General features: G+C 59.9%; 20 protein-coding genes. 8 read left to right on the top strand and 12 right to left on the bottom strand.

What is annotated here, in order from left to right:
* Positions 1–175 precede the first annotated feature (175 nt).
* Together egtD and obgE are read right to left on the bottom strand one after the other, a co-directional pair.
* Entirely contained in the window at positions 176–1771 is a 1596-nt protein-coding gene (gene egtD / locus ACFOOP_RS05565) for an L-histidine N(alpha)-methyltransferase (protein WP_379879873.1), read from the bottom strand.
* Positions 1772–1849: 78 nt separating this feature from the next.
* Positions 1850–2902: a GTPase ObgE gene (obgE, locus tag ACFOOP_RS05560; protein WP_379879872.1), complete on the bottom strand. Its 1053-nt coding sequence runs from the start codon at positions 2900–2902 to the stop codon at positions 1850–1852.
* A gap of 133 nt (positions 2903–3035) precedes the next feature.
* Between obgE and ACFOOP_RS05555 the strand changes: the two genes are divergently transcribed.
* The 5 genes from ACFOOP_RS05555 (at position 3036) to ACFOOP_RS05535 (ending at position 7768) form a co-directional block, all read left to right on the top strand.
* The gene (locus ACFOOP_RS05555) at positions 3036–4064 is read left to right on the top strand and encodes a polysaccharide pyruvyl transferase family protein (protein WP_379879871.1); all 1029 of its coding nucleotides are present in this window, start codon (positions 3036–3038) and stop codon (positions 4062–4064) included.
* Positions 4065–4140: 76 nt separating this feature from the next.
* Positions 4141–5244 carry an NADH:flavin oxidoreductase gene (locus tag ACFOOP_RS05550; protein ID WP_379879870.1) on the top strand — a complete coding sequence of 368 codons (1104 nt, stop codon included), beginning with the start codon at positions 4141–4143 and terminating at the stop codon, positions 5242–5244.
* Positions 5245–5255: 11 nt separating this feature from the next.
* Positions 5256–5927 carry a glutathione S-transferase family protein gene (locus tag ACFOOP_RS05545; protein WP_379879869.1) on the top strand — a complete coding sequence of 224 codons (672 nt, stop codon included), beginning with the start codon at positions 5256–5258 and terminating at the stop codon, positions 5925–5927.
* A gap of 112 nt (positions 5928–6039) precedes the next feature.
* Entirely contained in the window at positions 6040–6840 is an 801-nt protein-coding gene (locus ACFOOP_RS05540) for a LolA family protein (protein ID WP_379879868.1), read from the top strand.
* A gap of 331 nt (positions 6841–7171) precedes the next feature.
* Entirely contained in the window at positions 7172–7768 is a 597-nt protein-coding gene (locus ACFOOP_RS05535; RefSeq protein WP_379879867.1) for a hypothetical protein, read from the top strand.
* Here ACFOOP_RS05535 and ACFOOP_RS05530 read toward each other — a convergent pair.
* Positions 7755–8525 carry a TSUP family transporter gene (locus tag ACFOOP_RS05530; protein ID WP_379879866.1) on the bottom strand — a complete coding sequence of 257 codons (771 nt, stop codon included), beginning with the start codon at positions 8523–8525 and terminating at the stop codon, positions 7755–7757. The two genes, ACFOOP_RS05535 and ACFOOP_RS05530, sit on opposite strands and share 14 nt — an antisense overlap.
* Positions 8526–8663: 138 nt before the next feature.
* Here ACFOOP_RS05530 and ACFOOP_RS05525 point away from each other — a divergent pair, with 138 nt between their 5' ends.
* Positions 8664–9467 carry an exodeoxyribonuclease III gene (locus ACFOOP_RS05525; protein WP_379879865.1) on the top strand — a complete coding sequence of 268 codons (804 nt, stop codon included), beginning with the start codon at positions 8664–8666 and terminating at the stop codon, positions 9465–9467.
* On the opposite strand, the gene ACFOOP_RS05520 is transcribed toward ACFOOP_RS05525, so the two are convergent.
* Entirely contained in the window at positions 9462–10481 is a 1020-nt protein-coding gene (locus ACFOOP_RS05520) for an aminotransferase class V-fold PLP-dependent enzyme (RefSeq protein WP_379879864.1), read from the bottom strand. The genes ACFOOP_RS05525 and ACFOOP_RS05520 overlap by 6 nt on opposite strands.
* Before the next feature lie 89 nt (positions 10482–10570).
* Positions 10571–11074 (bottom strand): universal stress protein, encoded by a 504-nt coding sequence (locus tag ACFOOP_RS05515; RefSeq protein ID WP_379879863.1) that lies wholly within the window; start codon positions 11072–11074, stop codon positions 10571–10573.
* Positions 11075–11200: 126 nt separating this feature from the next.
* Between ACFOOP_RS05515 and ACFOOP_RS05510 the strand changes: the two genes are divergently transcribed.
* Positions 11201–11725, top strand: coding sequence for an RNA methyltransferase (locus tag ACFOOP_RS05510; RefSeq protein WP_379879862.1), 525 nt, complete (start codon positions 11201–11203; stop codon positions 11723–11725).
* Positions 11726–11812: 87 nt separating this feature from the next.
* On the opposite strand, the gene ACFOOP_RS05505 is transcribed toward ACFOOP_RS05510, so the two are convergent.
* The gene (locus tag ACFOOP_RS05505; RefSeq protein WP_379879861.1) at positions 11813–12370 is read right to left on the bottom strand and encodes a MarR family winged helix-turn-helix transcriptional regulator; all 558 of its coding nucleotides are present in this window, start codon (positions 12368–12370) and stop codon (positions 11813–11815) included.
* A gap of 345 nt (positions 12371–12715) precedes the next feature.
* Between ACFOOP_RS05505 and ACFOOP_RS05500 the strand changes: the two genes are divergently transcribed.
* Positions 12716–13249: an NUDIX hydrolase gene (locus ACFOOP_RS05500; protein WP_379881516.1), complete on the top strand. Its 534-nt coding sequence runs from the start codon at positions 12716–12718 to the stop codon at positions 13247–13249.
* On the opposite strand, the gene ACFOOP_RS05495 is transcribed toward ACFOOP_RS05500, so the two are convergent.
* The 6 genes from ACFOOP_RS05495 to ACFOOP_RS05470 form a co-directional block, all read right to left on the bottom strand.
* Entirely contained in the window at positions 13246–14016 is a 771-nt protein-coding gene (locus ACFOOP_RS05495) for an inner membrane-spanning protein YciB (RefSeq protein ID WP_379879860.1), read from the bottom strand. The two genes, ACFOOP_RS05500 and ACFOOP_RS05495, sit on opposite strands and share 4 nt — an antisense overlap.
* A 29-nt stretch (positions 14017–14045) precedes the next feature.
* Positions 14046–15200, bottom strand: a complete 1155-nt coding sequence (gene ftsY, locus ACFOOP_RS05490; RefSeq protein WP_379879859.1) for a signal recognition particle-docking protein FtsY — start codon at positions 15198–15200, stop codon at positions 14046–14048.
* 31 nt (positions 15201–15231) lie between these two features.
* Entirely contained in the window at positions 15232–16512 is a 1281-nt protein-coding gene (gene mtaB / locus ACFOOP_RS05485; RefSeq protein WP_379879858.1) for a tRNA (N(6)-L-threonylcarbamoyladenosine(37)-C(2))-methylthiotransferase MtaB, read from the bottom strand.
* 61 nt (positions 16513–16573) lie between these two features.
* A complete protein-coding gene (locus ACFOOP_RS05480; protein WP_379879857.1) occupies positions 16574–16999 on the bottom strand; it encodes a flagellar biosynthesis repressor FlbT in 426 nt (141 codons plus the stop codon).
* 119 nt (positions 17000–17118) lie between these two features.
* Positions 17119–18207 carry an LPS export ABC transporter permease LptG gene (lptG, locus tag ACFOOP_RS05475; RefSeq protein ID WP_379879856.1) on the bottom strand — a complete coding sequence of 363 codons (1089 nt, stop codon included), beginning with the start codon at positions 18205–18207 and terminating at the stop codon, positions 17119–17121.
* On the bottom strand, positions 18204–19382 hold the full coding sequence (locus ACFOOP_RS05470) for an LptF/LptG family permease (RefSeq protein WP_379879855.1): 1179 nt from the start codon (positions 19380–19382) through the stop codon (positions 18204–18206). The genes lptG and ACFOOP_RS05470 overlap by 4 nt, the downstream gene beginning before the upstream one ends.
* Positions 19383–19391: the final 9 nt, after the last annotated feature.

Here is a 19391-nt window from a genome sequence, read left to right as displayed (position 1 = left end):
GCCCTCAGTCTCCTGCCCCAGATGGGACTGGTTTGCAGCCAGTCCTATTGCGGCCTTACCGGCGGCCGCGGCGCCATGCTGTGCGTTCAGCTCCGCTCTCCATACGCTGCGCGGGAACGTTCCCGCATGACAGATATAGTGCCGTTTCCGGCCCGCTCCAACCGGAACGGCCAAATTAGCTGTTGCTCAAAAGGCACGCGCCGAACCAGGCCTTTTCGTCAGTCCATGATTTTTCAAGGCGCCAGGGGGTTTGGTTAACCAAAGCCTTAAGCTTTTCGAGCGTGAATTTATGCGAGTTTTCCGTATGCAGCGTCTCGCCGGGAACAAAGCCATAGGGCTCGCCATCGACCTCAATCACCGTGGCGCGCTTGGCGCGCAAGTGCATTTCGATGCGGTCCTCAATGTCATTGTAAAAGGCGTAATGTTCGAAATCATCGATATTGAGCTTGGCGCCCAATTCCGACTTCATCCGTGCAAGGAGGTTCATGTTGAACGCCGCCGTCACGCCGCGCGCATCATTATAGGCGGCTTCAAGCACAGCTTTATCCTTGACGAGATCGACGCCAATCAGGAATTGCGCGCCGGGCCCGAGCGTCGCCGAGGCCCGCTCCAGAAAACTCTTCGCCGCCGACAGGGTCATATTGCCAAGGGTCGAGCCCGGAAAATAGCCGAGCCAGTGATCGGCGGGCGGAAGAACGCTTTTCGGGAGCTCAATAGGCGAATGAAAATCGGCGCAGATCGCCGCGACAGGGATCGGCAGCACCTCCGCAATAGCTGATGCGTTTTCAAGCAGATGATCGCGGGAAATATCCATCGCCACATAAGCGGCCGGCTCTTTCAATCCGTTCACGAGCCATTCGATTTTTTCGCTGGAGCCGGAGCCATATTCAAAAATCGCCGCGCGCGGCCCGATCGCAGCGGTGATCTCAGCAGCGTTTTCCAGAAAGACCTTTTTCTCGGTGCGGGTCGGATAATATTCATCAAGCCCGGTGATCTGATCGAACAGCTTGGAGCCCGCGTCGTCATAGAAATATTTCGGTGAAATGGTTTTCTGCGGCAGCGACAGCCCTTCGATCACATCGGCGCGGAAATCGCCGAGATCAGGATGAAGATCGAGAAAAAAGGCGAGCGCGCCACAAGGGGCGATAAGGTCATCGGGACGGTCTATGGTTAGGGAATGGCTGATTTTTCTGCTCCTGATGGCGGTTGAGGAAAGCGGATTTTCCGTATCCGCAAAGAACACCCATACGGGCGGGTCGGTTTCACTTAGCGACATGGCGTCTTCAGGGTCGATGCGAAAAACGCCGAGCTCTTTTGCAGCTTCGCTCACGAGTGCGTCATTGCTGTGACCGGGGCGGTTAAAAACCGCGATCGGCACGGTTTCGGCGATATGGCGCCAGTCTTTCCAGCGATGAAAATTCGCGAGCCCGTCGGCGCCCATGAGCCAGACAAAGGCGGCGTTCGGATTGATCGCCTGCAGCGCGTCGAGGGTTTCAGCGGTATATTGCAAACCGCGGCGGCGCTCAAAGTCGCTGACGACGATATCGGGATGATTGGCGACGACCCGCGCCAACCTCAGGCGGTCTTCATAGGCCGCGTAAATCTTGGGATCTTTGAGCGGATTGCCCGGCGTCACCAGCCACCACACGGCGTCGAGCCCCATCCGCTCCAGCGCGGCAAGTGAAATCTCGCGATGGCCCTGATGCGGCGGATTGAACGAGCCGCCCAGCAGCCCGATACGACGGCGCTCTGTCTTCTGACTTGACGGCAAGGACCACCCCCGGCTGCGGCGGGCCCTACTTAAGGGGGCCGAGAGGAGAATCCAACCGGCGCGGCGATCAAACAGCCGTTACGGCGTCCACTGCTCGTCTTCCGGCTCGTCAATCTCGACCGGTTTTATCTGTTCACCGCGCGCAGCGGCGGCCAGCGCCATGAGCTTGTGCAACAAGGGCTGAATGCCCTTGCCGGTCGCCCCTGAAATGATTTCCACATCAACGCCGGACGCATCTGAGAGGGCGACCTTGCGCGCCTCGATCTCTTCCGGCGTCAGCGCGTCGATCTTGTTGAGCGCGACGATTTCCTGTTTTTTCGCGAGGTCCTGGCTATACGCCTCAAGCTCGCCGCGCACAGTGCGCCAGGCGCCCACGACATCTTCCTGCGTGCCGTCCACGAGATGAAGCAAGGCCGCGCAGCGCTCCACATGACCGAGAAAGCGGTCACCGATCCCCGCGCCTTCATGGGCGCCTTCGATCAGGCCGGGAATATCAGCGAGGACGAAACTTTGCCCCTCGCCGACGCGCACGACACCGAGATTGGGGTGAAGCGTCGTAAACGGATAGTCCGCGATTTTTGGTTTCGCAGCGGAAACCGCCGCCAGAAAGGTCGACTTCCCCGCATTGGGAAGACCCACAAGGCCAATATCGGCGATCAGTTTCAGACGCAGCCAGATCGTGCGCTGCTCTCCCGGCTGGCCGGGATTGGCGCGCCGCGGCGCCTGGTTCGTGGACGACTTGAACCGCGCATTGCCGAAACCGCCGTTGCCGCCCTTGGCGAGCAACACGCGCTCGCCCGGCGTATCGAGATCAGCGATCAGCGTTTCTTCGTCTTCTTCGAATATCTGCGTGCCAACCGGCACCTTGATCACAAGATCCTCGGCCGAAGCGCCGGTACGGTTCGATCCCTCGCCGGGACGCCCGCCCTTGGCTTTGAAATGCTGCTGGTAGCGATAGTCGATGAGCGTATTGAGATTTTCAACGGCCTCGGCCCAGACATGGCCGCCCGCGCCGCCGTCGCCGCCATTGGGGCCGCCGAATTCGATAAACTTCTCCCGCCGGAATGACAGACAGCCATTACCGCCGGCGCCGCTTTGGACATAGATTTTCGCGCGATCAAGGAATTTCATGGTCGGGTTCTACCGAGAGAAGACGCCGCAGGCCATGGGCGATCGGGCCCTACGGAAACTTTAATTGCAAGGCGCGGCGACTTGGACGACTTTCGCCGCCCTTTCAAGACTTTAATAAGGCGATTGGGGCCAAATGCCCCGGTCCGTCCCTGCGAGCCTCATGAACCAGCATGCGCCCCATACCGGCTTTTTGAAGTCACGCCTCAGCGCGCTGAAAAGGCTCGTCCCAGAAGGCGCGCCTGTCGTTCATTTCGATTACGCCGTTTACCACAATGTCGGCGACATCCTGATTTCCTACGCGACGGAGGCGTTTTTCAGGGATAACGGCAACCGGGTCATCGACAGCTATTGCATCCAGAATTACCGCAAGGCGCTGTCAAAACAGTTTTCGCCGGACACGGTCTTCGTGTTTCAGGGCGGCGGCAATTTCGGCGATGTGCACAAGGCGCATCAGCGGCTGCGCGAAGATGTCATGCGGGCGCATCCGGCGCAGCAGGCCGTCATCTTTCCACAAACAGTGTTTTTCAAAGACCCGAAATCGCTGGAAAGCACCGCCGCGCTTTTCGCCCGCTTCGAAAATCTCACGATATGCGGGCGCGACCAGATAACCGTCGCCATGTTGCAGCAACACTTTCACAACAACATCGAAGCCTTGCCGGACATCGCGCACTATCTCGATGGCGCTATCGCGCAGCACGGGCAGACCCCGTCCGCAGGAACGCTGTATTTTGTCCGGCAGGATCACCCGGGATTTGCAAACGCCGACATCGACGCCATCGCCGGCGCGCCGCAGGACAGCCTCCTCGACTGGCCGGGTTTCCTGTCTGCACATGACTGGCGGATGATGAAGGCCGGACATTACCTGCACCGCCTCGACGAAAAGACCCTGCACACACCGTTGCCGCTAGCGCTGTGGCGCGCCTGGCGCACAGGACTCGTAATCCGCGCCTTTCGCCTTTTTCAGGAACATGAAGAGGTGGTGACCAACCGCCTGCACGGCCTGATTCTCGCCATGCTGTGCGCAAAACCGGTTCGCGCCTTCGAGACAGGTCATGGAAAACTGACAACTTACTACCAGTCCTGGTTGCGCGATGATCCTTCTGTCAGCATTGACGAACAGTGCGAAAAATCCAGCCTGATGGCGGCCCTCGCCAATCAGTGACCGGCTGAGGCTGCGTTGCAGTCTTGTATGCACGGGCTCCTTCCCGCACATAAGCGAGGTTCAAAAGGAGCCCTTCATGTCCGCGACGACCGATATTCTGTTCACGCCGTTCACATCAGAAAATCTCAACCTTAAAAACCGTATTGTCATGGCGCCCATGACCCGCAGCTTTTCGCCGGACAATATTCCGGGCGAGGATGTCGCCGCCTATTACCGTCGCCGCGCCGAGGGAGATGTCGGACTTATTCTCACCGAAGGCGTCTCGACCAATCAAACGACCGCGAGCGGCACACCGAATGTGCCCAATATCGTCACGGACGCCGCAAAAGCAGGCTGGAAAAAAGTCGTCGACGGCGTCCATGGCGCGGGCGGCAAGATCGGCGTCCAGCTCTGGCATGAAGGGCCTTACCGCAACCCTGAAAAAACGGCCCATCCCGATATTCCGTCCTGGTCGGCCTCCGGGGTGAAGGTTCCGGGCAAGGCGATTTGGGAGCCGATGTCGGAAGCCGAAATAGAAACCGCCATCACCGAGTTTGTCGACGCCGCCGTCGCCGCAAAAGAGCTCGGCTTTGACGCTGTCGAATTTCACGGCGCGCATTCCTATCTCCTCGACAGCTTCTTCTGGGATCAGACCAATCTGCGCGACGACAAATGGGGCGGCGACTGGAAAGGCCGCACCCATTTCGCCTGTGAGATCATTCGCCGGACACGGGAAAAAGTCGGCGCGAACTATCCGCTGATCATCCGGCTGTCGCAATGGAAGCAACAGGATTTCAGCGCCAAGACGGCGGCGACGCCGCAGGAAATGGAGCAATGGCTGGCGCCGCTAGTCGAGGCCGGCATTGATATTTTCCATATGTCGCAGCGCCGTTTCTGGGAGCCGTCCTTCGAAGGCTCAGCGCTCAATGACGCCGGCTGGGCGAAGAAAGTCACCGGCAAACCGGCGATTTCAGTTGGCTCTGTGGGACTGTCCGGTGAGTTTATCGCCGCCTATGGCGGTGAGGCATCAGAGCCCGCCAGCCTTGACCGCCTGGTTGAAATGATGGACCGCGAAGAGTTCGATCTGATCGCCGTCGGCCGGGCCTTGTTGCAGGATCCGGAATGGGTTGTGAAAATTCGCGACGGCCGCAACGGCGATCTGCAGAATTTCACCAAAGACGCACTTGGGAAACTTTATTAGGAAACCTCTTTATGCTGACAGTTCATCACCTGGAAAACTCCCGGTCGCAACGCATTCTCTGGCTCCTGGAAGAGCTTGGCGCACCTTACGAAGTCAAGCGATATGAGCGAAACAAACAGACCAATCTCGCGCCGCCGGAACTGATGAACGTGCATCCGCTCGGCAAGTCGCCAGTGATCGACGACAACGGAAAAATCTTCGCCGAGACGGGCGCGATGATCGAGCATATTCTTGACGCCTATGGCCACGGCAAGTTTCGCCCCGCCCCGGGAACCCCGGCCTTCGATCAATACCGCTACTGGATGTATGCGGCGGAAGGAACCTACATGCCGCCGCTTGTGTTCACGCTGTTCGTGAACCGGATTGAAACGGCACCGATGCCGTTTTTCGCCAAACCAATCGCAAAGAAAATCGCCAACTCCATACGCGAAGGCTATCTCAACCACACGATGAAAGCGCAATATGATTTCCTTGAAGCGACGCTGAGCAACACGCCATGGCTCGCCGGAGACGACATCACCGCAGCGGACATCATCATGAGCTTTCCCGTGGAGGCATTCTCTGCACGCGGCGCTGGCGGCGACGCCTACCCCAATATCGCGGCCTACCGGATGCGGTTTCAGGCGCGGCCCGCCTATGCCCGCGCGCTGGAGCGCGGCGGCCCTTACGCGCTGATGGGGTAAGTCACAATTTCGTGTGGGATTTGTGCAAGGGAGCCATTTCCACGCCATAATCGCGACTTCCTTTGGACACCGGCCTTTCCTAGATAAAGCTCAAGACAACAGGAGACGACCCATGAGCCTTGCGCTTTTGTCTGCTATTTCCCTGATGTGCGTTGACGGCGCCATGGCCGCGCGACCAGCAGCGCATGAGCCTGCGCAACCGATTATTCTGGCGCAGGCGGAAACGCCCGCAGCAACGCAGCCCCAACCACAACCGGAAGAGATCGCCGTTGAAGACGTTAGCGCGGCGGCGGTGAACACAGCAGAACCCGGCGCCGACGCCGTGAGCGCTGACTTGCGCGATGACTATGACGGCCCCCTCGCCTTTGAAGATGAAAACGACGAGGCGGTCGTTGAAAAACTGATCGGCTGGCTTGAAGGGCTCGATACGTTGCAAGGCGACTTCACCCAGATCGCACCGTCCGGCGCTATCTCGGAAGGCAAGTTTTACCTGCGGCGCCCGGGTCTTTTGCGTTTTGAATATGATCCGCCTGCCCCGCTTTTGATCGTCGCCAATGGCGGCATGGTCTATGTGCGCGATGAAGAACTTGAGACAACGGACTCTTATCCCGCCGGCAAAACGCCGTTGAAATTTCTGTTACAGAAAAAGATCGATCGCGATGACGCGCGCGTTGTCTCCGTCGACCGCGGCGTCGACACCGTCGCCATCACCTTTGCGTCCGAGGACGAAGAAACCGAAGGCGAACTCACCATCATCGCCGATGCGCCCGATCTGAAACTGCGCCGCTGGATTGTGCGCGACCTTCAGGGCGGGATCACCGTCGTCACCCTCGACAAGGTGGTTTATGGCGAGCGCCTCGCCAACAGCCTTTTCCGGGCGCCTGATGCGGGTGGCCGGTTCCTGGACAGGTAGGTCATTCTGGTCCACCGAATGCTTGCCATTTTGTAACAGTGTCACACGCAAGTTTTTTTTCGTCTTCCTATTGAAAAAACGCCCCCTGATGCGTTAATGTAACACTACGCGATAGGCAATGATGTTGGGCCGGCGTTGCCCCCCCGCTTGCAGGCCTGATATGCCAACCGCGTCGCCGGAATATCCCCTCCCGGCGTAGGCGCAACAGCGCAGCTTGGCGTCCGATCTTCGTGATCGGACGCCTTTTTTCTTTGGCGCCGCGAGCCTATGTCTGACGCAGCCTCGCACTCGCGGGCGCCCGCCGAACCGTCGATTCCGGAAGGACCCTTTCATGGACGAAACCGATCTCGAAGACCTGGAACGAGAGCTGCCGGGCCTTGCCCGTCTGTCGCGCTTCGCCCGCTCCCTCGACCGCATTCCGTGGTTCGCCAATATCGGCGAGGCGCTGACCCCCGGCGCGAAAGCGGCGGCGGAGGATTATTGCGCGGGGCTTGGCTTTCCGGACGCCGAGATCGCCATGCTGATGGACTGGGAGGATGCGGCCTCAGTCGCCGAGAGCCTCGACTGGCAGAGCGCCGCCTGGGAAGCCGAAGAATCCCTACGCGCGGACCTGACGGGCCGGGCCCTCGATCTTCTTTCCGAGGACGCCTTGCGGATCGGCATGGCGCTGATCGCCGAGAAAGTATCCGAACCCGCCAAGGACGCCGTCGAGGAGCTCTCCTATCTCAGCGACCTCGACGACGAACAGATCAAGACGCTCTGCGTCGGCGCGGCTGTGCAGGCCGCCAACGGCGCGGCGCTCGCTCTGATCGCGGCGGCGGATAGTGATTTCGACGCCGAAAATCACCCGCTGGCGGCCAAGTTTCGCCTGTTTGAATTCGGCCGTTGGCCGGTTTGCATCACCGGCTCGTCCTTCAACCTGTTCTGATTTCCAGAAGCGCCGCGGCGAGCAGATAAACCGCGACTGCCGTCAGGATAAAGCGAAACCCCTTGCGGAAAGTCTCCTCCGGCATGGCCCGCAGATAATGGGTGCCCATATAGGTGCCGGCGAAACCGGAGATCAGGATCGCTCCCAAAAGCCACGCCCATTCCCCATAGGCGAAGCCGAGCAGGCCAAAGGCCGTGATTTTCATGATGTGCTGGATCACCATGGCCGCCGCATGGGTCGCGACGATATTGAGCCGGCCGAGCGCAGTCGCCGACAGCATCGCCGCCACAATCGGGCCTGTGGCGCTGAAAAACATGGTGAGAAACCCGGTCACGACCCCCACAGTGAAATAGGTCGCCTTGCCGGGGGCGAAGCCTTTCAGTTTCGGCCCCCAAAGGCTCCAGATGACAAAAGCGCCCACACCCCCGCGCAACAGCCAGACCGGCGTCTCCACCGCAAGGCGGCCGCCGAACCCGGCGCCGATCAGCCCGCCAAGGCTGAACCACAGGACAATCGGCCAGACCACTTCCCTGCGCTGGAGATAGAACCGCCCGGCGTTGGCCCCGGCCTGAGCCGCCCCGTGAACCGGCACCACCGCGGCGGCGGGAAACACCGCGCTCATCACGGCCAGCAGCGCCAGCCCGCCCCCAAGCCCGAAGGCCGCCGTGATCGCGCCTGTGAAAAAGCTTGAAAAAACGACCAGTATGGCGGCCCACAAGGGGATCGCATCCGGCAAAAATTGCGCGAGGCTCTCCATCGACCGCCGCTCCTACGCCGCGCCGGCCCATCCGGCAATTGCGCAGAGCGTCTGGGGGGCCGCTTGCGTCTTGACGCTCCCGCGCCCGCCCCCTATCCGGGGCCATACTCCCGCCCCCCATGAGAGCCCGCCCGCCCCATGAAAATCACCACCTGGAACATCAATTCCGTCCGCCTACGGATCGATCACGTCACCCGTTTCCTCAAGGAAGAAGCGCCGGATGTGTTGTGTCTTCAGGAAATAAAATGTCTGAACGATAATTTCCCGGCAAAGGCGCTGAGCGCCGCGGGCTATGAACATCAGGCGGTGTCGGGACAGGCCGGTTATCACGGCGTCGCTATCATTTCGAAACTGCCGCTGAAAAATGTTGAAATCCGCGGCTTCTGCGACAAGGGCGATTGCCGCCATATCGCGGCGAGCGTCGCGGGCGGCATCCGCATCCACAATTTTTACGTGCCCGCGGGCGGCGACGAACCGGACCCAAAGAAGAACGAGAAATTCGCGCACAAGCTCGATTTCCTTGACGAGATGCGCGACTGGTTCGGTGAGCTGGGCCCGCGCTCGAAAGCGGTGCTGGTGGGCGATCTCAACGTGGCGCCGACGGAAAACGATGTCTGGTCCCACAAACAGCTTTTGAAAGTCGTCTCGCACACGCCTATCGAAGTTGAAAAACTGAACGCCGTCATCGCGTCTCACGGCTGGGTCGATGTGGCGCGCGAACTGATCCCCGAGCCGGAAAAGCTGTATACTTGGTGGTCCTATCGCGCGAAGGACTGGCGCGCATCTAATCGCGGCCGCCGTCTCGATCATATCTGGGTCAGCCCGGCCCTGAAAAAACCGGCGCTGGCGCTGGGCCGCGACGCCTATCGCATTCATGACGACGCGCGCGACTGGGAGAAACCGTCGGATCATGCGCCGGTGTCGCTGAAATTCGATCTATAGCTGCGGCTCGATCGCCGCGATAAACGCGTCGATGTCGTTTTCTTCATTATAAAGATGAACCGAAATGCGCACCGCGCCGAGGCGTGTGTCATGGCCGACGCCCGCTTTCGCCAGCGCTTGCGCGGCCGCCTCATAATCGCGAACTTTTATCAAGGCGGCGGAGCCGCGCGCGCCTTCGTTCGTAGATGAGATAAATGCATCGCGCGGCAGCGCATTGATGAGGCGCGACAACAGGCGCTGGTTATGCGCATAGATCGCATCAACTCCGTGCGCGTTGATAATCTCATGCGCCGCAGCCGCCCCGGCGAAAGGCGCGACCGACGGCGTGCCGCCAGTGAAGCGCGCAGCGCCCTGCGCATAATCGAAATGATGAATATCGAACTCGAATGGATCTTCATGCGAGAACCAGCCCACATCAAGCGGCCTGCATTGCTTCGCAGTGTCCGGATTGGCCCAAAGCCAGGCGGCGCCAGCCCCGCCGCACAGATATTTAAGCGAAGTGCCCACAGCGAAATCCGGCCGCCAGTCATTGAGCTTCAAAGGAACCGCGCCTGCCGCCTGGGCCGCATCCACCAGCGAGAAAACGCCCGCCGCGCGGGCCCGTTTTGCAATCTCTTCAATCGGGGCCAGCACCGACGAATTCGAATAGACCTGCATGGGAACGACCATTTGCACGTCATCGGCAAAGGCGCGGGCCCAGGCATCCGGGTCGGCGAGACGGTCGCCCCCGGGGATAAACTCAAGCTCGTAGTCGTGGCGCGCGCCCTGCGCCAGCGCGAAACCGACGGTGGGAAAAGCGTCTTCGGTCAGCACAATTTTTGTACGGCCTTTTCGTTCCGGCAGGGAGAAAAGGATTTTTGACACGCCCCCAGAAACATTCGCCTGCGGACAAATATCGCCCGGCGCCGCGCCGATGATCGGCGCCAGCCCGGCTTTGAAACGCTCTAGCGTCTCAAACCACGGGCCCCAGACATGGAACCCTTCGGTGCGCCAGGGATCCGCATAGCCGGCCATGACCGCCCTTTCCCAGGACTTTGGCTGGGCCCCGACCGAATGGGACAGGAAATAATGCTTTCCCGGCAGATGAAACCTGTCCGCGTCCATCAGCCTGCAAGCCGTCGCAATTCATCGCGCGTCATCTCTCCCGGCACCACCGTCACCGGAATGCGCCGCGCGCCGAGATAAGCCGGATTTTTGGCAAGCGCCGACACGAGCGGACCCGGCCCGGAGCTTTCCGTCGAAGCGCCAAGCACGAGGATCGACATCGCCGGGTCCTCGTCGATGAGTTTTCGGATTTCGTCCACCATCACTCCCTCACGCACAATCTCTTCCGGGTCCTCGCCCGATTGCGCTTTCACCTCGGCGGCGAATTCGCGAAGGATGCCTTCGGCCTTTTCATGGGCTTCGGCCCGCATGGTCTCCGCGACCGTGGCCCAATGACCGAATTCCGGCGGTTCGACAATCGCAAGCAACGCCACACGCGCATTGGAGCGTCGGGCGCGCCGGCCTGCAAAAAACGCGGCGAGGCGCGCTTCCGGCGCGGCGGAGGCAATCACCAGAAATTTGATGCGATCGTCGTCGCCGTTTTCGTTGCTGGCTTCACTCATAGACCCAGCATGCCCTGAAACGGGCTTGAAGGTCCATGTGGGCGCCCACCCGAACATAATAAAGAAAGCCCGGCTTGACCCCATGCGCCCCACCCGGTAGGCGCGACCAGGGCGAAGGGGCATCTCATGCGCGGTTATTTCGGCATCGGTTCAGAACGCATTTCAAAGGCGATGAATCTGGGCGCGGTCTTGAGGACCGCCCACGCCTTTAACGCGAGCTTCGCCTTCAGCATCAAGGCCCATTACAAGGCGCGAGAGGTCAATCTCGCCGATACGTCGAAATCGGACACACATCTGCCGCTTTACGAATGGGCGACGCTTGACGACATGCGCCTACCCAAGGGCTGCGTTCTGGTCGGGGTCGAGCTTGATGATCGCGCGGTCGACCTGCCAAGCTTTCGTCATCCCTTGAACGCGGCCTATCTCCTGGGCCCGGAAAAGGGCAGCCTGTCGCCCGAAGCCAGCGCGCTGTGCACGCACCTTGTGAAAATTCCAACGCGGTTTTGCGTCAATCTTTCGATCGCCGCAGCTGTGGTCATGTATGACCGCATGATCTCCATGGGCGGCTATCCGCCGCGCCCGGTAAGCTCAAGCAACAGCATTGGCGGCCCGCCTCCGACAGCTGAATGGCGCGCGCCGCGAAGGCGCTAAACGCTGTAAAAAAGAAAACGCCGCTCTTTTGGAGCGGCGTTTGCCTGTCATCAAAATCCCGTGAGACTTGATCTGTTGTAAAAGGCTCTAGCGACGCTTCGTCCGGCGCTTTTTCGTGGTCTTGCGCTTCGCGGTCGTTTTACGCTTGGCGGGCGCCTTTTTCTTGGCGGCCTTGCGCGTGGTTTTCTTTTTCGCCGGGGCGGCGGCGCCTTCGGCCATCTTGTCGAGAGCCTCGGCATAAGTGCGCAGCGATTTCATGAACGCGGCCTGCTGGGTTTTCGGCAGAACGGCGAGCGCAGCATTTTCAGCCTTGGCGACTTTCGCATTGGCGGCGGTCAGCATGCGTTTGCCAGCCGGCGTTATCGATACGGCGTTGGCGCGCGCATCTTCCTTGGTGCGTTTGCGCGACAAAAGGCCCTTTTTCATCATCCGCGCGATCATGTCAGCGAGAGTGGAGCGGTCGATGCCCGTCTGCTGCACCAGATCGGTCTGGCTAAGACCGGCATTCTGGGCGACGACGTGAAGGACCTCATATTGACGCGGGGTCGGACCACTGGCGCCAACTTCGGTGGAATAAAGGTCATGGGCGTATTGCTGCGCGCGGCGCAACAGATGGCCTGGCGAGTTCTTCAGTGAGTAAGCCATATTATTCTCCGTTTTTGGCTACTAAAAGGCGAATAGAACGTAAAAAAGCGATTTTGAGCTATCTTAGATCACCAACACTCCGGTCACGGCGGAAATTCCAAACGCATTCCGGCATAACGGTTTTTTATTCATGATCTCCACTCTTGATCTTTTGCAACGCCGCCCGGGTGCGGCGCCGCGTAAGCGTGTCTATACGCCTTTGAAAATACGCCCGATGCGGACGGTTTTGACTGTCTGTCTTGTGGGGTAGCATATCGCGCGCCATATGCGAAAATGCAATACCTACGTATGCGGAAAATATCCGATTTGAACGGATCGTCCGTATGCCTCTTCCGGGTGGAGACGATGCAGAAAACGCCACAACATGAACCCGAATTCATCCGCAAGGTTCCGGATGGCGATTCGATGGAGCGCGACGTCTGCGCGACTTGCGGGTTTGTTGACTATAAAAATCCGAAAATCGTCGTCGGCTCTGTCGTTACCTGGGGAGAAAAGATTCTCCTGTGCAAGCGCGCCATCGAACCGCGCATCGGCTACTGGACGCTGCCGGCCGGCTATCTGGAATTGCACGAAACCGCCGAAGACGGCGCCGCGCGCGAGGCCCGGGAAGAAGCGTGCGCGGATATTGAAATTGAACGCTTGCTTGCGGTCTATTCGATCCCCCGGATTTCGCAGGTGCAACTCATGTTCCGGGCGAAGCTGAAACATCCCGATATCGCCACCGGCCCCGAAAGCGAAGCGGTCGGACTTTATGACTGGGCGGACATCCCCTGGGCCGATCTTGCTTTTCCATCAGTCGGCTGGGCCTTGCGGCATTATTTCGAGACGAAAGACCGCAGCGACTTTGCGCCCTTCTCCAATCCTGTGGACGGACTTTAAGACGACGGCGTGTCGTCTTCGGTTTCATTCTCTTCGGGCATGTGCTTGGCGATGAAGGGGGCCTGCACCGCCGTGAAGATCAGGCTGACAAGCGTGAAGCCGAACACCTTGAGCTTCACCCAATTAGCCTCGCCCGCGCATTTAGCGACCTGTTCGACGCCGCACTCAGTCAGAAGCCAGGCCCAGCCGCCCGCCTCGGACGCCGCAGGAAGCGCAGGCTCCGGCGGGCATCCGGCGGTCAGCCAGCGCCAGGCGATTTCATTGGCCACGGCGAGCGCCGCGAAAAAGAGCGCATAGCGGATGGTCAGGGTGCGCCAGGCGTCGTCAGGCAGATGCAGGGCGCCGTCAAAAAGAGTGCGCAGGAAATTACGCTCTGTTCGCAGCCCGGCGTAAAGCAGCGCCGCAAAAAGCGCGTAGACGATTGTCGGCTTCATGTAGAAAAACGTCTTGTTATGTAAAACAAGCGTCAGGGTGCCGAGAACGCCGATAATGACGCCGCTGACAAGCAGCATTGGGGCGATGCGTTTTTCTTTCCAGACGCTATAGGCGAAGGCGAGCGCGAAAGACGGCATAAAAGCCGCGACGGCGAGATACATTTCCGAGCCTTCACGCAGACACCATTCATGCCCGGTGACAGCGCCCGCAAGCGAGACCAGGCGGCCTCCGAAAAAATAGGAAATCATGAAGATGGCGAGCGGGCCCATCTCCACCGCGAACTTGGCGCCGCCGGTCAGTTTCTGACCCTTCACTTGCACGTCTGAACTCATCGGAAATCCCTGAATTTTACTTTGCGGCGTTACGCGGCGAGGCCCGCCAACGCCTTGGAGAAGGCATCGGCGTTAAAGCTTTGCAAATCCTCAACGCCTTCGCCGACGCCGATGAAGTGAATGGGCAGTTTGAACTGATCCGCAAGCGCGACAAGGACGCCGCCGCGCGCCGTGCCGTCCAGCTTGGTCATGACGAGGCCTGTAACGCCGGCGATTTCCGTGAAGACCTTCGCCTGGCTGAGCGCGTTCTGGCCCACCGTGGCGTCGAGGGTCAAAATCACGTCATGGGGCGCGGTTTCATCGAGCTTTTTGATCACACGCACGATCTTGGCGAGTTCGTCCATCAATTCCTTGCGGTTTTGAAGCCGCCCCGCCGTATCGATCATCAAAATATCGACGCCTTTTTCCTGCGCCTCTTTCACCGCATCAAAAGCGAGCCCCGCAGCGTCGGCCCCGACCTTGCGGGCGACCACCGGCGCACCCGTCCGGTCGCCCCAGACCTGAAGCTGTTCAATCGCCGCCGCACGGAACGTGTCGCCGGCGGCGAGCATGACGGATTTTCCGTCATCGGCGAATTTTTTCGCCAGCTTGCCGATCGTGGTGGTCTTCCCGGCGCCGTTGACCCCCACCATCAGAAGAATATGGGGCTTTCTCGCGCTATCGATCTGAAGCGGCTTTTCATGCGGAGCGAGCGTCGCGGCGACTTCGAGCGCAAGCGCGCTGCGCACATCCTCGTCTGTGATGTCTTTGTCGAACTTGTCTTTGGCAAGCGCCGTGGTGATGCGCGTCGCGGCGGGAACGCCGAGATCCGCCGTGATGAGAAGGTCCGTCAGCTCGTCAATCGTATCGTCATCGAGCTTGCGCTTGGTGAAGATGGCGGTGACGCCTTCGGTGAGCTTGTCCGACGATTTCGAAAGCCCGTCGCGAAGGCGCGACAGCCAGCCTTTTTTCTTCTCAGGCGGCGGCGCGGCGTCAGCGGCGGCAGACACCGGGACCGGGTCAGAGGCAGGGGCAGGGGCGCTCGTGGAGATATCCGCTTCCGGAATCGCCTCCCCTGCCAGATCGCCGGAAGGCTCTGTCTCAATGTCTTTCATTTCAGCGGCGGGCGCAGAATCTTCCGCAGGTGCGTCCTCGCTCTCACGCTTTTTCTTGCCAAACATGCCGGAGAAGAAATTACCTGCCAAAGGGGGCCCTCACCTTTCCTGAACTTGAACTTTACGCCGCTTCGCCGAGAAGGGCACCATCATCGCGCCCGGTAATCCTGATACGGACGATATCGCCGATGCGCCCCGGCGCTTCAATCCGCGCCACGGCGAAATTGCCGAGTCGTGCGCGACCGCCGCTCTCGAGAATGGCGTCTTCGGTCCGCCCGACCAGACTGTCGAGAAACGCCGTCGCCGCCGCATCGCCTTTGGCGCGCAGACGCCCCGCGCGGTCTTTAACCGTCGCGCGCGGCAATTGCGGCATGCGGGCCGCCGGGGTTCCCTCCCGCGGCGAGAACGGAAAAACATGCAACCAGGACAGCCCCGCCTCGTCGACAATGTCGAGACTGTTTTGAAACATCTCTTCGTTTTCCGTCGGGAACCCGGCGATGATGTCAGCGCCGAAAGCGATGTCGGGACGGCGCTTTCGTATGCTTGCGCATAACTCAATCGCGTCTTCGCGGCTGTGTCGGCGCTTCATGCGCTTCAAGATCATATTGTCGCCAGCCTGAAGCGAGAGATGAAGATGCGGCGCCACGCGCGCATCGCCCGAAACCCGCTCAAACAGCTCGTCATCAATTTCCGCGCCGTCGATGGAGGAAAGCCGCAGGCGGTAAAGGTCAGGCGCACCGTCAAGAATGGCGGCGATCAGCGCGCCAAGCTTTGGCGCCCCGTCAAGATCGGCGCCCCAGGAGGTGATGTCGACACCCGTGAGCACCAGCTCGCGATGGCCCGCACCCACAAGCTTTTTCGCCTGTTCGACCACCTGCGCGACAGGCGCTGAACGTGAATTGCCGCGGCCATAAGGAATGATGCAGAAAGTGCAGCGGTGATCGCAGCCATTTTGAATTTGCAGAAAAGCGCGGGCGCGGTCGCCATAACCGTCGATCATATGCCCGGCGGTTTCGCGCGCCGACATGATGTCATTGACGCTGATAATCTCGTCCGCTTCCTGCGCCGGTTCCTGGCCTAAAGCCTGCCCCAGCGTTTCCCACTGCGCGGCGTCGAGTTTTTCCTGATTGCCGATAACCGCGGCGACTTCCGGCATGGCGGCGAAAGCGCCGGGTTCTGTTTGCGCCGCGCAGCCGGTGACGATGATGCGCGCATCGGGGCGTTCGCGTTTCGCACGGCGAATGCGCTGGCGCGCTGTGCGCACGGCCTCATTGGTGACCGCGCAAGTGTTCAACACCACCGCATCGGCAAGCCCGGCGCCAGCCGCAAGCCGGCGCATGGTTTCGCTTTCAGCGGCGTTGAGCCGGCAGCCAAAGGTGATGATGTCGGTGGGTTCCGCCATGGCGGGCTATTTGGGGCATATGGCGCGCGCGCACAAGGCGCGGCGCAGTTTTGACTGGCAGCTAGATAGCGGCGGCGGCCCGGCCGGACGGGCTTGCGCCTTCGTCTTCATCAGGGGCCCGGTCGGCGAAAGCCAATCCCCGCAAGGATCGCATCACCTGATAAAAATCATGCCGGGCGACACAGGCGCCAAGATCGGTCTCGACATCCAGGTCAGGGGAGAGTTCCGAGGCGTTTTCCAGCGCTTCGGTCAGGATCGCTCCCGCCTCAACGCCGGACAACTGTCCGGCCACAGCGAGCTGGGCGATGTAATAAGCCCGCTTCAGAGGGGTTGTCGCCTCTTCCGGCTTCAGCGCATCTTTGAGGCGAAGGATATGCGCGCCTTCGGTCTTCACTCTGAGCCGTGCGTTGCGCTCGCCATTTTCAACAAGCACGCCGTTGATCATCAGCTCTTCATGAGGACGCAGTTTCAGGATCAACCCGCTCATAAGCCCCTCGCCTATTCTAGCTCAGCCCGCATCTGGCCGTTGCGAATACTGCAACTATAGATTGCACTATATACAACTATACCGAGAACATTGACAAGCTGTTAAGCAAGAAGAATCGATCAGTTTTCCATTGAAAGAATAATCGAGAACCCGACGACCATAAAAATGGCGAGCGGGAAAAAAGCGCCGATAATCGCCGGCACCACCCCGAGAGAGCCGAAGGCGAGGGCGAGGTTTTCCGCCACGAAATAGCCAAAACCAAGCGCGGCGCCGGTCACGGCCCGGGCGAGCAGAACACCCTGACGATGGACGCCGAACCCCGCGATGGCGCCGAGAAGCGGCATCACCAGCGTCGCCATGGGTTTGGAAAAGCGCGACAGAAACGCCGTCATGGGCGCGCGCGTATCGGCGCGGTCATTATTGAGCTGTTCGATTTTGGCGGAGAGCTCCACAAGACTGGTCTGCTCCGGCTCAAGCGTCATCGCGAATAACAGCTCGGGATCGAGGCTGTTTGTCCAGATCACTTCATCGGCCTGCGACACGGTCTGGTCGAGCGCATTGAGATTGCGCACGCCGTAAAGGCGCCAAGCGCCGTCGGCATAGCGCGCCGAGCGCGCCTCAATAGCCTCCACGAACAGGCCGTCATTCATATCGTCAATATTCACGCCGGTCAGCACCACCGCGTCGCCGTAGCGCGCGGCGCTTTCCGCGGAGATGAACTCACCGTCGTAATTGATGCGAATATCCGTGCGCGTATCACTTTCGGGTGGCAGATCAACCGCGTAGTCATTCACTTCCCAGTAATCGAGCAGCTCTGAGGTTCGCACCGTCACCGTTTCATGAAAGATGAAGTGCGCGAGCGTAATCAGTCCACAAACGAAACCGAGCGGAAACAGAACGCGGTTCACCGACATGCCCGCGGCGCGCATCACAGTAATCTCGCTGGTATGGGACAAACCGGCGAGCGTCAGGACAACGCCTAGCAGCGCGGCAAAGGGCGTAAACTGGCTGATGATCTGAGGCGTACGCAATGAGATATAGCGCAGCAGTGACGGCCAGCCCGACCCTTCGGCCAACAAAATGTCGCTTGAGCGATTCAACAGATCGAGCATCTGAAGGATGATCACAAAAAAGATCAGGAGCCCAATAAAGCGGACAAAAAACATCCGCCCCACATAATTGGTGAGAATGTTGCGCGCGTATTTCATTCTGCCGCATCCGCCGTCGGCGCCGCAATCCGCACCGGCTCGCTCGCCCGCCGCGACATGACTTTCGTCTTGCGCGCCTGATCGATCGCGCCGCTATAGAGATAGGCCGAGAGCAACGCGAAAATAAAGAAGATGCCCCACATGCTGATGAACGGGGAAAGCTGGCCCTTGGCGGCGATCACCTTGCCCCATTCCTCCACCACTTCGTGATAGACGATCAGGATGGCGACGCCGATTACAGGCTTCAGGTTTGAAGCGCGGCGGCGGCCCGTCACGCCCATGGCGACCCCGAGGATCGGCAGGACAAGAAACGTCAGCGGATGCAGGATGCGCCACTGAAGGCCGGCGTAATAGTCGCCGTAAAGCTCCGCGTTTTTCGGCTGCGTGCGTAAATAGCGAATGACTTCATTGATCGTCGCCTCCCGCTCGTCGCCGCCGCGGTCACGGAAAACGCCGATGGCCGGCAGATCGACCTCAAGATCGAAACTTTCAAAATCCAGCGACTGAATCCGGTCGCCCAGCGCGTTGATGATCACCTGACGCCCGCTCTGTAATTTCAACAGCAGCGACGTGATTTCAGGCGTCGTCGAAATAGATCCGTAACGCGCGGTAATCACTGTCCGGCCCCCGTCGCGCGTTTTGCGCTCAAGAAAAATATCGCGCGCATCGCGGGTCTCCGCATTGATCTCGCCAAGACGAATGGTGACGCCGTCGCTGATCTCGATGAATTCGCCAGCCGGAATTTTGATGCCGAGCGCGCCGGACGTCACATCGAAACGGATTTGCTGATATTTGTATCGCGCGAAAGGCTGAATGTAGGAGACAAGAAGAAAGTCGAACAGCATCAGAACAAGGATGAGCATGTAAACGGGGCGCATCAGCCGTCCGAAAGACGCGCCCGACGAGTTCAGCGCGTCAAGTTCCGACGACATGGACAGATTGCGGAAAGCGAGCATTACCCCGAGAAAGGCGCCCAGCGGCAGCGCCAGCCCCAGATAATGGGGCACCAGATTGGCGAGCATGCGCCAGACGACATCCACCGGCCCCTGTTCGGCCAGCACGAAATCGAACAACCGCAACATGTGCTCCATCAGGAGCAACATGCCCGCCACCGTCAGCGCCAGAATAAGCGGCGTCGAAACAGAGCGCAGAATGTAACGATCTATGAGCTGCATGGGCGGGAG

This window comes from Hyphococcus aureus, assembly GCF_042643165.1.
Lineage (GTDB): Bacteria > Pseudomonadota > Alphaproteobacteria > Caulobacterales > Parvularculaceae > Hyphococcus > Hyphococcus aureus.
This window is presented reverse-complemented; position numbering and strand designations above follow the sequence as displayed.

Excerpts from the sequence above, each read along its gene's own strand:
- obgE (WP_379879872.1), bottom strand. The coding sequence starts at position 2,902 with ATGAAATTCCTTGATCGCGCGAAAATCTATGTCCAAAGCGGCGCCGGC.
- ACFOOP_RS05555 (WP_379879871.1), top strand. The coding sequence starts at position 3,036 with ATGCCCCGGTCCGTCCCTGCGAGCCTCATGAACCAGCATGCGCCCCAT.
- ACFOOP_RS05550 (WP_379879870.1), top strand. The coding sequence starts at position 4,141 with ATGTCCGCGACGACCGATATTCTGTTCACGCCGTTCACATCAGAAAAT.
- ACFOOP_RS05545 (WP_379879869.1), top strand. The coding sequence starts at position 5,256 with ATGCTGACAGTTCATCACCTGGAAAACTCCCGGTCGCAACGCATTCTC.
- ACFOOP_RS05540 (WP_379879868.1), top strand. The coding sequence starts at position 6,040 with ATGAGCCTTGCGCTTTTGTCTGCTATTTCCCTGATGTGCGTTGACGGC.
- ACFOOP_RS05535 (WP_379879867.1), top strand. The coding sequence starts at position 7,172 with ATGGACGAAACCGATCTCGAAGACCTGGAACGAGAGCTGCCGGGCCTT.
- ACFOOP_RS05530 (WP_379879866.1), bottom strand. The coding sequence starts at position 8,525 with ATGGAGAGCCTCGCGCAATTTTTGCCGGATGCGATCCCCTTGTGGGCC.
- ACFOOP_RS05525 (WP_379879865.1), top strand. The coding sequence starts at position 8,664 with ATGAAAATCACCACCTGGAACATCAATTCCGTCCGCCTACGGATCGAT.
- ACFOOP_RS05520 (WP_379879864.1), bottom strand. The coding sequence starts at position 10,481 with ATGGCCGGCTATGCGGATCCCTGGCGCACCGAAGGGTTCCATGTCTGG.
- ACFOOP_RS05515 (WP_379879863.1), bottom strand. The coding sequence starts at position 11,074 with ATGAGTGAAGCCAGCAACGAAAACGGCGACGACGATCGCATCAAATTT.
- ACFOOP_RS05510 (WP_379879862.1), top strand. The coding sequence starts at position 11,201 with ATGCGCGGTTATTTCGGCATCGGTTCAGAACGCATTTCAAAGGCGATG.
- ACFOOP_RS05505 (WP_379879861.1), bottom strand. The coding sequence starts at position 12,370 with ATGGCTTACTCACTGAAGAACTCGCCAGGCCATCTGTTGCGCCGCGCG.
- ACFOOP_RS05500 (WP_379881516.1), top strand. The coding sequence starts at position 12,716 with ATGCAGAAAACGCCACAACATGAACCCGAATTCATCCGCAAGGTTCCG.
- ACFOOP_RS05495 (WP_379879860.1), bottom strand. The coding sequence starts at position 14,016 with ATGAGTTCAGACGTGCAAGTGAAGGGTCAGAAACTGACCGGCGGCGCC.
- mtaB (WP_379879858.1), bottom strand. The coding sequence starts at position 16,512 with ATGGCGGAACCCACCGACATCATCACCTTTGGCTGCCGGCTCAACGCC.
- ACFOOP_RS05480 (WP_379879857.1), bottom strand. The coding sequence starts at position 16,999 with ATGAGCGGGTTGATCCTGAAACTGCGTCCTCATGAAGAGCTGATGATC.
- lptG (WP_379879856.1), bottom strand. The coding sequence starts at position 18,207 with ATGAAATACGCGCGCAACATTCTCACCAATTATGTGGGGCGGATGTTT.
- ACFOOP_RS05470 (WP_379879855.1), bottom strand. The coding sequence starts at position 19,382 with ATGCAGCTCATAGATCGTTACATTCTGCGCTCTGTTTCGACGCCGCTT.